The following is an 11701-nucleotide window of genomic DNA, read 5'->3' on the forward strand; positions in this document are numbered from 1 at the left end:
AAAATTTTGGCAAAAGCCAGCAATATTTTTAATATAAATTGGAGGGTAACTCATAGCCCTTGGTTTCAGCTCATTAAAACTTTTGGCTAAAGCCAGTAATATTTTTAATATAAATTGGATGGTAACTCATAGCCCTTGGCTTCAGCTTTTTAAACAGTTTGGCTAAAGCCAGTAATATTTTTAATATAAATTGGATGGTAACTCATAGTCCTTGGCTTCAGCTTTTTAAATAGTTTGGCAAAAGCCAGCAATATTTTTAATATAAATTGGAGGGTAACTCATAGCTCTTGGCTTCAGCCAAGGGATTATATCGAATATGAACGAGGCTTTAGCCAAAAAATTTAACGACACACCAAAATAGGAGACTTTTAAAAGCGTTTGCCCTGAAATGAAACCACCGACAACAGAATTAAATAATAATTTTAATATATTTATGCTCTCAAACTAAAAAACAACAACTATGATTATTGCCCTCATTATTATCGGTTTGGTTTTAATTTTTGGAATAACGTTTTACAACGGACTCATTCGTAAAAAAAACCAAGTTACCAATGCTTTTTCTGCGATAGATGTAATGCTAAAAAAGCGGTTCGATTTAATTCCAAACCTTGTTGAGGTGGTAAAGCAGTACACAAACTACGAGCAAAGTACATTAACTAAAATTGTAGAATTACGTGCAAAAGCCACATCTGGCAATGTAAGTGATGCCGAAAAAGCTTCGTTAGATGCGCAGTTGAGCACGAGCGTTAAAGGCTTAATGGTAAATGTAGAGAACTATCCAGATTTAAAAGCGAACACAAATTTTTTAAATTTGCAAAGCACGTGGACGGACAGCGAAGAACAAATTGCCGCTGCACGCAGAACTTATAATGCTTCGATAACGGATTATAACAACGCAATTATGATGTTCCCCGGTAGTTTATTTGCAGGGATGTTAAACTATTACCCAATGTCGGTTTTAGAAACTGCTGAGGCAGAACGTAAAAATGTGAGTGCTAAAGATCTTTTTAACAATTAATGCCTACTGATTTTTTAGGCGATGCAACCATACAAGCTGTATTGGCCAAACTCGAAATTGATCGTAAAAAAATAGCAAAGCGCCAAACCACAGGGTACATTTTGGTGGGTGTAGGAATTGTTATAGGTTGCATCTTTTCATTCATTTTTGGTATCCCCGTTTTTGGTGTTATTGCAGGTATAATTTCGGCTTCGGTTGGCGGTTATTTTCTTTATAATACTGGGAGTGATTTAAGTGCGTATAGAAATTCTTTTAAGATAGATGTAATAGGTCATTGTTTAAAATCTTTAGATCAAAGCTTGTGTATTACGCCTGATAAAGGTATTTATGAAAATGAGTTTACAGAATCTCAACTTTTTACAACCAGTCCAGATCGGTATAGCACCGAAGATTTAGTAATTGGCAAAGTAGATAAAACGGCCTTCTATTTTGCCGAAATACACGCCGAATATAAAACTGAAACATCGACAAAAAATGGCACTAAAACCGAGTGGCATGATATTTTTAAAGGGATTATTTTTACCGCTGATTTTAATAAAAACTTCAAAAGTTTTACCGTAGTAAGGCCAAGAGATTTTGGCAATGCATTTGGCGCATGGTTCTCAAAAAACCTGTTTTCGATAACTAGTAAGGATATAATAAATTTAGAAAATGTAGATTTTGAAAAGGCTTTTGTTACTTATGGTATGGACCAAGTTGAGGCGCGTTATATTTTAACGCCCGCCATGATGGAGAGAATTTTAACGCTGAACAAACAATCTAAATTAAACATTTCTTTATCTTTTATAAACTCGAAGCTTTATATTGCTTTTCCTTTAGATCGGAATTGTTTCGAAGCACCAATTTTTAGCACTTTGTTAAATCCTAATTTAATTAATGAGGACATTAACACGATTAAATTTATGTTTGATGTTATAAAAGAGCTTGATTTGAATACTCGAATTTGGGGACGAAATTAATATCTGACTAACTTACGTGCTTTTTTACAATTTCTTCTAAAGCATCAATATCAAATGGTTTAGCCAAATAACTATTTGCGCCAGCTTGTTCTGCCAAAGCGGATATATCATTATTGGCCGAGAAATAGATTACTGGAATGTGCTGTAAATCGAGGTTTCTTTTTAATGCTTTAGTAGCTTCAATACCACCTAAATCTGGCAACCAATTGTCCATAAAAATAACATCAGGCATAAATGAAAGTACCTGTTCTTCTATGTTGTTAGAACTTTCTGAAGTTTTAATCTCGTAGCCCGCATCTTCTAAAATGTAGGTGCATAAGTCTAAAATATCTTTATTGTCATCAAAAACAAATACCTTTTTGGTACTATCTGCCATAATTATTAGCGCTTAACCAGATTAATCATAATTTCAAGCTATAAATTTATGTTATTGTTTTTACACTTTACATAAATTGTTGATAAAACTAGCCATTTCCCACGCATTTAAAATATAATCTGCCTTTAAGTTTGATTTTACTTGCTGCGGCATAAACGGCATTATTGCAGTATCCGGGTTTTGGATAACCAATTTGCCCTTAAATCTTTTAACCGTTCTCATGCCGTCAAGTCCGTCAGCGTTTGATCCTGATAATAAAATGCAGTACAAACTATCTTTGTAAACGTCGGCGGCGGATTGAAAAGTAACATCAATAGATGGTCTTGAATAATTAATTTTTTCTGAATAATCTAAAGAAAATGATTGGTTTTCTTCTATTAACAGATGATAATCCGCAGGTGCGATATAAACATATCCAGCTTTAATAGGTTGCTTTTCTTCAGCTTCCATTACATTTAGTTGCGTTCGGTTTTGCAAAAGATCGGTCAATAAAGATTCGCCTCCTGGTTTTCTATGAATTACAATAATAATAGGGAAGGGTAAGTTTTTATCCAATTTTGGAAAAATTTCTAAAAGTACGTCTAAACTTCCGGCCGAGCCACCAATAACCACGGCACTACAGCCCTGTGTAATTACAGTTTCCGCCATATTTTTTCTGTTTTAACTCGCTTATAGTCTTTAATTTTTGGCCAAAAATCTAAACTTTCTTTACTTCCTAACGCTAAGTAACCTAATTTTTCGATGCTGTTATCAAATAAATTAAACACTTTGTGTTGTAAATCTTTGTCAAAATAAATCAACACATTTCGGCACATAATAAGTTGAAACTCGTTAAACGAATGATCGGAAACAAGGTTATGAGTAGAAAAAATCATTTTGCTCGTTAATGCCTGATCAAACTTTGCCAATGAGTAGTTTGCAATATAATAATTAGAAAAATCGTTTGTGCCTTCTGCCTGAAGATAATTTTCTGAATATTGTTTTAGGTGATTTAGGGAGAATAAACCTTTTTTTGCCTTTTCTAACACTGCTGGATTAATATCGGTGGCGTAAATGAGCGATTTATGCAACAGATTAAGTTCTTTTAATACAATGGCCAACGAGAAGGCTTCTTCGCCTGTAGAACAGCCAGCAACCCAAATTCTAATAAATGGGTAAGTGCCTAAAGTGGGTAAAACATCGTTTCTTAAAGCGCGGTAAAAAGACGGATCGCGAAACATTTCAGTCACGTTTACAGTAATTTCTTCTAAAAACCGCTTAAAATACTGCTTATCATTTTTTATAGTGTATCTAAATTCGGCAAAACTTACAAATTTATCTAACGAAAATAATCGGGTAATTCTACGTTTGATCGAAGCGTGAGAATACTCTAAAAAATCATATCCATACACCTCTAAAATATCATTTAGTATAATTTGGATCTGTTCATTATCTATCGTTTCGTTAAACACTTGCCGTTTTCAATTTTGCTATGTGCACTAGTAAATCATCAATATTAATTGGCTTCGAAACATAGCCCATTGCGCCGGCGTTTAAACAGCGTTCTTTGTCGCCAACCATTGCCTGCGCGGTTACCGCAATAACTGGGATATTCTGCATTTTGCTAGATTTTTTCATGGTGGCAATTGCTTGGTAGCCGTCCATATCTGGCATCATCATATCCATTAAAACTACTGCAATGCCCTCATTATTTTCGATAATTGCAAAACCTTCTTTAGCGCTTATGGCGGATAAACATTCGAAACCTTTTGATTTTAGAACAGCTTTTAGCGCAAAAATGTTTCGATTATCATCATCAATTAAAAGGATTATATTTTTCTGCATAAAATGATGAAATTAAGAATTATAGTGATTTTCATATAACCAAACGCGAAGAAGGGAAATAAGCTGATCCATATCTACTGGCTTACTAATATAATCTGATGCGCCGGCAGATATACATTTTTCTCGATCGCCCATCATGGCTTTTGCCGTTACCGCCAATATTGGCAAATTTCTATACTTTATGTTTTGGCGAATGGCTGAAGTGGTTTCATAACCATCAAGTTCGGGCATCATCATGTCCATCAAAACAACATCTACATGGTTGTTTTCTTCTAATAATTTTAACGCTTCTTTGCCGTCAATTGCTGGTAAAACTTTCATTTGGTGCTGTTCTAATACTTTAGTAAGCGAGAAAATATTGCGTACATCATCATCTGCAACTAATACAGTTTTACCTTTTAACACGTCTTGCAACTCCGAAAATTTCTTTGGAATTTTTGTTTTATCGTTATTTTTTTCTTCTACCAAATGAAGAAATAAGCCGGCTTCATCTAAAATTCGCTGGTACGAATGTGCCGTTTTAATTACAATAGAATCTGCATATTGTTTAATTCTATTTTCTTCGCCTTTTGATAAATTTTTGCCCGTAAAAACGATGATCGGAAGATTTTCTAGACCGGGTGTTTTTTTAACTACATCAAGGGTTTCGTAGGCATGTTTATCTGGAATGCCCATATCTAAAATTACGCAATTTACCTCCGATTTGTGTAAAGCGGTAATACTATCATTTACCTGGTTTACAATTTGCGTTTGAATGTTAAAATTGCTTAAAAAGTAGCTCAACGCTTTGGCATGTTGTTCATTTTCTTCTATAATAAGCACTTTTTTAGGATTTCTGCTTAACGCATGCTCCAATTTCTCGAAAATTTCGTGCATGTGCTCGAAAGCGAAAGGCTTGTTTATAAAATCTACCGCACCTTTAAGCAAACTTTCTTTTTTTACCGATAACGAAGACATAATGTGCACCGGAATAGGTCTGGTTGCAGGGTTCGCTTTAAGCTCTTCCATCACTTCCCATCCATCTTTTATCGGCAATTGTATATCAAGTAAAATAGCCAAAGGATTGTATTGTTTAGCCATTTCTAAACCAACATCGCCACGCACGGCCACTAAGCCTTTGTAATTTCGTTTTCTTGTAAAATTTAATAGCGTTTTTGCAAATGGCGTATCATCTTCAATAATTAAAATAACTTTATCATCAGCAGAAATATTGTCACGGTCATCTTCAATTTCTTGCGGGATGTGCGTTACCGTTAGGTTTGGCGCTTTAACAACCGGACTTATTTCCAATGGTTTAACCCACGGATCTATAAACTCAATGTTTTTTTGCTTATCAATGGGGAGAATGAGGGTAAAAACACTGCCTTCGCCTTCTTTGCTGCTTAAATCTATATAACCGCCCAAAAGTTTCGCCAACTCCCTACTAATGGATAAACCTAAACCCGTTCCACCATATTTACGCCTGGTAGATCCATCTGCTTGTTGAAAAGCTTCGAATACCATGGCTTGTTTATCTGGAGCAATGCCAACACCTGTGTCAGCAACTTGAAACACCATTGCATTGAGTTTCTCATCCTTTTTTATATTTAACTTTATCGAGCCTTTTGAGGTAAACTTAATGGCATTGGAAAGCAAATTTTTTAGTATTTGTTCCAGTCGCATTTTGTCTGTGTGCAAAAATGCGGGCGAATCTTCAGTTTTATCTATTACAAGTTGTAAACCTTTATCTTTTGCAACGGGATTAAAAAGGCCTTTCATGCCGTTTATCACTTCATCAATAGCGATGTTGGCTTTATCTAATTCCATTTTGCCGGCTTCAATTTTAGATAAATCTAAAATTTCATCAATTAAACTGAGTAAACCTTGGCCAGAGCTTTGAATAACCGATGCATATTCTTGATGCTCACTATTCATCTCTTCATTTTCGGCCATTAAACGCGATAGAAGTAAAATGGAATTAAGTGGCGTGCGTAGTTCGTGACTCATGTTGGCCAAAAATTCAGACTTATATCGTGTACTTAATTCTAAAGCATTTGCTTTTTGTTGAATTTCGATATTTCGCTCTTCAATAAGTTCATTTTTCTCCTCAAGCAAGCCTGTTCTCTCTTCTAACTCTTGGTTGCTTTGCAAAAGTTCTTCTTGTTGTACCCTAAGTTCTTCTTCTGATGCCTGAAGTTTTTGACTTTGTGCTTCTAGTTCGGCATTCATACCTTCTAGTTCGTTGTGCTGCACTTGTAACTCTTCTGATTGTGCTTGCGTTTCTTCTAATAATTGTTGAAGTTTTAAGCGGTTTTGTGCAGCCAATAATGCCGTGCCAATCTCTGGTGTAACCGTTTTAATATAATTTAATTGTAAGGCAGTATATTTTGTAATCGTTCCCAATTCTATACAACCAATGGTTATCGCATTGCGTATAATTGGAATAACTAAAATTTGCGCTGGTTTAATTTGCCCGGTTGCGTAGGTAATGGTTAACTCACTTTGTGGCACATTATCTAAAAGAATTTCTTTACCCGATTTTACGGCTTGGCCAATTAATCCCTGCCCAATTTCTAAAATTTCGGGTAACGAGCCTTGCAACGCAAATTGCCCTTTTAGGTGCAGGTATCCATCATCTTTAAATAAATATAGCGCACCAACCTGGCTATTTGTATAGCTGGCTAAAAACTCAATAATATCATCGGCCAAATTATAAACATCCTTTTCGGCTAACATTTTGATGTTTAAATTGGCAATACCAGTTTGTAGCCATTCGTTCTCCGATAAGCGATCGAAAGATCTTGTTAAAGATTCGGCCATTAAGTTTAGCGAACTTGACAACTCACCCAAATTATCGGCATCTTGGTTTTGCAATCTGGCGCTGTAATCTCCTTTAGAAACTTTGGATGCAATTTCTTTAATGGAAACGATTCTTTTTTCAGTCTCAATAGTGTTTAGTTCTAATTCTCTTTGCAATTTTGTGCGGTCGTCAAAATCTAACGAAACCTTTCTATAAAAAAACAGCGTGATAATTATGGCTAATAAGGCCGCCAACACAATGAGGATGGGCGTATAATTGGTAAGCTTGTTAAGTTCTAAATTTCTGATTTCTAAGAGCCTTCGTTCCTCTTTAATTATTTTAGCAATACATGCCCGTGCCGAATCCATGTAAGTTTTCCCCTGTAGCAACACAGTTTCATCTACTTTGCCCCCTAGAGATTTAATTTCTATAGTTGATTTTATAATATTGAAGCGTTTATTTAAAATTCCTTTCAAATCTGCAATATTTTTTTGTTGAACGGCGTTATTTTGGGCTTTTTTACTCAACTCGTCTAACAATGCCATCGCTTTTTCACTTGCACCGTTATAAGGTTCTAAAAAAACTTTGTTTCCAGTTAGCAGGTATCCTCTTTGGCCGGTTTCTGCATCCTTTAAATACGAAATGATAGATTCTGTATTAATAAGTACATTACCGCTCTGTTTTACCAAATCGGTGCTTTTTATTAAGTTTTGAATGCTGATGTAAGATGCAAGCGAGCTCACAAAAAGGATGAGGAGCGACAAGCCAAGGCCGAGCAACAGATTACTTTTAAGAGTTGTTTTCATGTAATCGAAATAAAATATTATGAATTGATTTCTTTAAGCGGTATGGTGAAATAAAATTCTGAGCCTTCGTTTAACGCGCTGTTTATACCTATTTTGCCATTGTGACGTGCAATAATTTCTGAGCAAATAAATAGCCCAATACCCAAACCATTAAAGTGATTGCTGTTTTCTTCTACACGGTAAAATTTTTCGAAAATCTTTTCTTGTTGTGCTAGTGAAACGCCAATACCGAAATCTTTTACGCCTACATAAAGTTGATCGTTGGTTATTTTAATATTTACGATAACTTCATTAGTGCCAGGTGCATATTTTATGGCATTAGTGATGAAATTTATAACAACTTGTTCTAAACGCATTTCGTCGCCAAAAACGTTTTCGTTAGTTGTACCTTTTTTAATAATCTTAAAATCTGGATTGGCTTGTTGGAGCATTTCAACGGCATTGTCAACCATGCTATTGGCACAAAAATCTTGCATATTAAACTTCAGCTTGCCACTTTCTATTTTGGAAATGTCTAGCAAATCGACGATTAAGCTATTTAGTTTTTCAATCTGAATACCGGCTTTTGCGAGGTGACTTTTGGCTTTTTCTTTGTCTTCTTTATCAATGCTTCGTTGCAAAAGTTGAATATATCCCTTTACGCTTGTTAAAGGCGTTTTAAGTTCGTGGCTAGCAATGCTGATGAATTCATCTTTTTTATGTTCCGCCTGCTTTCTAAACTCTATTTCTTCTAAAAGCTTTTCTTGTACTTCGTTAAGCTTACGGTTTTGCTCATAAATACGGTAAAATGTCTTTATTTTTAAGAGTAAAACATTAATATCTACGGGTTTGGTAATGTAATCTAAACCACCTGATTGATAGCCTTTTGTAATGAATTTTAACTCCGTATTTACTGCTGATAAAAATATAATTGCGGTATCCTTTGCTTTGCTAAAACCAGAAATGGCTTCGGCAACTTCAAAGCCATCCATATCTGGCATTTGAACATCGAGTATAATGAGGACGTAGTTGTTTTTTAAAACTTTTTTGAGCGCTTTTTCTCCCGAAGATGCGGTATCAACTTCAAAATTATGAGCTTGAAGTACTTTTTGTAAAGAAATTAAATTTTCGGGCCTGTCGTCAACTATAAGGATCATTTGAAAAAAATAAAGGCTGCAATAATAGCACTTAATGATTTATTATTATGCTAACAGTATACTACAGCGAAGTTTTAAAAATGTTTTAGTTTTTATTATTTACTGTTATTGAAGGTATCTCCTTGACTAACATCGCCGGTATCAAAGCCTTTTTTAAACCAATACATACGTTGTGCAGATGTGCCGTGAGTGAAAGAATCTGGCGTAACCTCTCCTGTTGCCTGTTTTTGTAATTTATCATCCCCAATCGCATTTGCTGCGGTTAAGGCTTCTTGCAAGTCAGTGTCATCTAATTTAATATTATTCATTTTTTGAGCATTATGTGCCCAAAGGCCGGCAAAGAAATCGGCTTGCAACTCTAATTTTACCGACAGCTTATTATACTCTGTTTCGCTCATCGTTCTACGAGCTTTATCCAGTTTAGCTGAAATACCCAATAAATTTTGAACATGGTGACCAACCTCATGAGCAAGGACATAAGCCTGAGCAAAATCACCAGCAGCGCCAAAACGATTTTTTAATTCATCATAAAATGATAAATCGATATAAACTTTGTGGTCACCTGGACAATAAAAAGGCCCTACATCAGAACTTGCGTTACCGCATGCTGTCTGTACGCCTTCTCTAAATAGCCGAAGCGTTGGTTTTTCATATTCTCTACCTAAGCTTTTAAATTCCTTCTCCCAAACCTCATCAGTCGAATTCAAAATTTTAGCCATTTGGATCCCCGCTGAATCAGTTGGTACTCCACGATTGATTTGAACGCTTTGATTAGATGGAATTTGGCCAGCTAAGCCCGTTAGGTCCTTACCAAAGAATAAGCCTAGAATTACTATAACGAGACCTACGCCTCCACCCAGAACCGCTTTTCCACCACCTTTGCTTCCTCTACTGTCCTCAATATTTTCGCTACCCTTACCGAATATTTGCATTTATTATATTTTAAAAACGATTACGGAAATTTAGATTCTTTCAGGTTGATACCAACTAAAAAGAGTGTTGTTCATTTCGCGTCCTGGTCTCATATCTTGTACATTTCTTGACCCTAAACCATTCCATTTCATACCCCCCATGATTTTTCTTTGCTCTTCAATTGAAAGGACTTTAACCCCTTCAATTGTTTTAATTGTCTTTTTCATAACTTATGTTTTTAGTGAAAATTATAAATGCAATGTACATAAAAAATAAATATGTTATATTTTCAAAAAAATAATTTTCCAGTTTAGCAATTCAATTATAAGTTAGGCGTTAATCGCTTCAACTGCTCTTGCAATTCTCAACTTTGTTTCTTCAACACCTAGTAAAACAGCGATGTCGAACACACCCGGACCAAACTTTCCGCCAACCAACATCACTCTAAAAGGCAACATCAATTCGCCGGGTTTAAATCCTTTTTCTTCAGCTAAGCTTTTAAAACTAGCTTCAGCTTCTGTAGTATTTTCTAATGTTAAATTAGATGCATAATCAGTAAAGAAATTAGCTTTTTCTGCAGTCCATTTTGGCTTTACCGCATTCAAATCATATTCTTTTGGTGCCGTAAAAAAGTAACTGCTTTGTGCAATAAAATCAGGTAATAGTGTACATCTATCTTTAATTAAACCGATAACAGTTGTTAAAAATTCATCATTTTTAACTGCAACACCTGCTTTTTCTAATTCGCTTTTAACTGCTAATTGCAAACTGCCAACTGCGGATAGTTTTATCCATTCTTGATTGTACCATTTGGCTTTTTCAAAATCGAACTTTGCACCAGCTTTACTTATTCTTTCTAACGAAAATTTTTCTTCTAGTTCTGCAAGGGTAAATATCTCTTGCTCCGTACCATCATTCCAGCCCAATAACGCCAACATGTTTATAAAAGCCTCAGGCAAAAAACCTAATTCTTTAAAGCCTTTGGTAACGTCGCCAGTTTTTGGGTCATTCCAATTCATTGCATAAACAGGAAAGCCTAAACGGTCGCCATCGCGTTTACTCAATTTTCCATTGCCATCGGGTTTTAAAATTAACGGTAAATGCGCCCATTGAGGCATATCACTTTCCCAGCCTAAATATTTCCAAAGTAAAACATGAATTGGCGCCGATGGCAACCACTCTTCGCCTCTAAATGCATGGCTAATTTCCATTGCTTTATCATCAACCACAACTGCCAAATGATACGTGGGCATACCATCAGCTTTTAGCAGAACTTTATCATCTATTTGAGCAGTTTCAAAACTAACATCGCCACGAATTAAATCGTTAAAATGAACATTTTCATTTTCTGGTACTTTAATACGGATTACGTGAGGCGTTTTCGCATTCAACAAATCTTCAACTTCACTAACTGTTAACGTTAATGAGTTGCGCATGTGCATACGTGTGGTTTGTCCGTATTGAAAATTTGGAATTTCTTTCCGTTTTGTATCTAATTCTTCAGGTGTATCAAACGCATAATATGCATAGCCATCATTAATCAATTGCTCAGCAAATTTTCTGTAGCTGGGTTTGCGCTCACTTTGGCGGTAAGGTCCGTATTGGCCGGGTTGGTTCGGACTTTCATCTGGCGAGATGCCACACCAAGCCAAACAATTTACAATATATTCTTCGGCGCCTGCTACAAATCGGGTTTGATCGGTATCTTCTACCCGAAGGATGAAAGTGCCATTATTTTTTTTAGCAAATAAATAATTAAACAAAGCGGTACGCACACCACCTAAATGCAAGCCACCAGTTGGGCTTGGTGCAAATCTAACTCTAACTTTTTTATCCATAATTAACCTGTTAAGCCTCAAATTTTCCAGCATATTTTATTTTTATGCGGTTT

The 11701-nt window shown here is 35.5% G+C and carries 11 protein-coding genes; 2 read left to right on the forward strand and 9 right to left on the reverse strand.

Annotated features, from left to right (window positions below; all coding sequences use genetic code 11):
• Positions 1–460: 460 nt before the first annotated feature.
• Both EZJ43_RS04960 and EZJ43_RS04965 read left to right on the forward strand, forming a co-directional pair.
• Positions 461–1018 carry a LemA family protein gene (locus EZJ43_RS04960; RefSeq protein WP_133261560.1) on the forward strand — a complete coding sequence of 186 codons (558 nt, stop codon included), beginning with the start codon at positions 461–463 and terminating at the stop codon, positions 1016–1018.
• Positions 1018–1977 (forward strand): DUF3137 domain-containing protein, encoded by a 960-nt coding sequence (locus EZJ43_RS04965; protein ID WP_133261561.1) that lies wholly within the window; start codon positions 1018–1020, stop codon positions 1975–1977. The genes EZJ43_RS04960 and EZJ43_RS04965 overlap by 1 nt, the downstream gene beginning before the upstream one ends.
• A 7-nt stretch (positions 1978–1984) precedes the next feature.
• Here EZJ43_RS04965 and EZJ43_RS04970 read toward each other — a convergent pair whose 3' ends face one another.
• The 9 genes from EZJ43_RS04970 to gltX all read right to left on the reverse strand — a co-directional run bounded on the left by EZJ43_RS04970 (position 1985) and on the right by gltX (position 11648).
• A complete protein-coding gene (locus EZJ43_RS04970) occupies positions 1985–2353 on the reverse strand; it encodes a response regulator (RefSeq protein WP_133261562.1) in 369 nt (122 codons plus the stop codon).
• A gap of 60 nt (positions 2354–2413) precedes the next feature.
• Positions 2414–3001: a chemotaxis protein CheB gene (locus EZJ43_RS04975; RefSeq protein WP_133261563.1), complete on the reverse strand. Its 588-nt coding sequence runs from the start codon at positions 2999–3001 to the stop codon at positions 2414–2416.
• The gene (locus EZJ43_RS04980) at positions 2986–3804 is read right to left on the reverse strand and encodes a CheR family methyltransferase (RefSeq protein ID WP_133261564.1); all 819 of its coding nucleotides are present in this window, start codon (positions 3802–3804) and stop codon (positions 2986–2988) included. The genes EZJ43_RS04975 and EZJ43_RS04980 overlap by 16 nt, the downstream gene beginning before the upstream one ends.
• The gene (locus tag EZJ43_RS04985; protein WP_133261565.1) at positions 3797–4177 is read right to left on the reverse strand and encodes a response regulator; all 381 of its coding nucleotides are present in this window, start codon (positions 4175–4177) and stop codon (positions 3797–3799) included. The genes EZJ43_RS04980 and EZJ43_RS04985 overlap by 8 nt, the downstream gene beginning before the upstream one ends.
• A gap of 12 nt (positions 4178–4189) precedes the next feature.
• Positions 4190–7762, reverse strand: coding sequence for a response regulator (locus tag EZJ43_RS04990; protein ID WP_133261566.1), 3573 nt, complete (start codon positions 7760–7762; stop codon positions 4190–4192).
• A 17-nt stretch (positions 7763–7779) separates the two neighbouring features.
• On the reverse strand, positions 7780–8898 hold the full coding sequence (locus EZJ43_RS04995) for a sensor histidine kinase (RefSeq protein WP_133261567.1): 1119 nt from the start codon (positions 8896–8898) through the stop codon (positions 7780–7782).
• Positions 8899–8993: 95 nt separating this feature from the next.
• Positions 8994–9830 carry a KPN_02809 family neutral zinc metallopeptidase gene (gene ypfJ / locus EZJ43_RS05000; RefSeq protein WP_133261568.1) on the reverse strand — a complete coding sequence of 279 codons (837 nt, stop codon included), beginning with the start codon at positions 9828–9830 and terminating at the stop codon, positions 8994–8996.
• Between the two features lie 30 nt (positions 9831–9860).
• Positions 9861–10037 (reverse strand): hypothetical protein, encoded by a 177-nt coding sequence (locus tag EZJ43_RS17045; RefSeq protein WP_165953086.1) that lies wholly within the window; start codon positions 10035–10037, stop codon positions 9861–9863.
• A 102-nt stretch (positions 10038–10139) separates the two neighbouring features.
• Positions 10140–11648, reverse strand: coding sequence for a glutamate--tRNA ligase (gltX, locus tag EZJ43_RS05005; RefSeq protein ID WP_133261569.1), 1509 nt, complete (start codon positions 11646–11648; stop codon positions 10140–10142).
• Between the last annotated feature and the right edge of the window lie 53 nt (positions 11649–11701).

Origin of the sequence: Pedobacter changchengzhani (assembly GCF_004354365.1) — a bacterium.
Classification (GTDB): Bacteria; Bacteroidota; Bacteroidia; order Sphingobacteriales; family Sphingobacteriaceae; genus Pedobacter; species Pedobacter changchengzhani.

Coding starts and splice junctions, on each gene's coding strand:
- EZJ43_RS04960 (WP_133261560.1), top strand. CDS start 461: ATGATTATTGCCCTCATTATTATCGGTTTGGTTTTAATTTTTGGAATA.
- EZJ43_RS04965 (WP_133261561.1), top strand. CDS start 1,018: ATGCCTACTGATTTTTTAGGCGATGCAACCATACAAGCTGTATTGGCC.
- EZJ43_RS04970 (WP_133261562.1), bottom strand. CDS start 2,353: ATGGCAGATAGTACCAAAAAGGTATTTGTTTTTGATGACAATAAAGAT.
- EZJ43_RS04975 (WP_133261563.1), bottom strand. CDS start 3,001: ATGGCGGAAACTGTAATTACACAGGGCTGTAGTGCCGTGGTTATTGGT.
- EZJ43_RS04985 (WP_133261565.1), bottom strand. CDS start 4,177: ATGCAGAAAAATATAATCCTTTTAATTGATGATGATAATCGAAACATT.
- EZJ43_RS04990 (WP_133261566.1), bottom strand. CDS start 7,762: ATGAAAACAACTCTTAAAAGTAATCTGTTGCTCGGCCTTGGCTTGTCG.
- EZJ43_RS04995 (WP_133261567.1), bottom strand. CDS start 8,898: ATGATCCTTATAGTTGACGACAGGCCCGAAAATTTAATTTCTTTACAA.
- ypfJ (WP_133261568.1), bottom strand. CDS start 9,830: ATGCAAATATTCGGTAAGGGTAGCGAAAATATTGAGGACAGTAGAGGA.
- EZJ43_RS17045 (WP_165953086.1), bottom strand. CDS start 10,037: ATGAAAAAGACAATTAAAACAATTGAAGGGGTTAAAGTCCTTTCAATT.
- gltX (WP_133261569.1), bottom strand. CDS start 11,648: ATGGATAAAAAAGTTAGAGTTAGATTTGCACCAAGCCCAACTGGTGGC.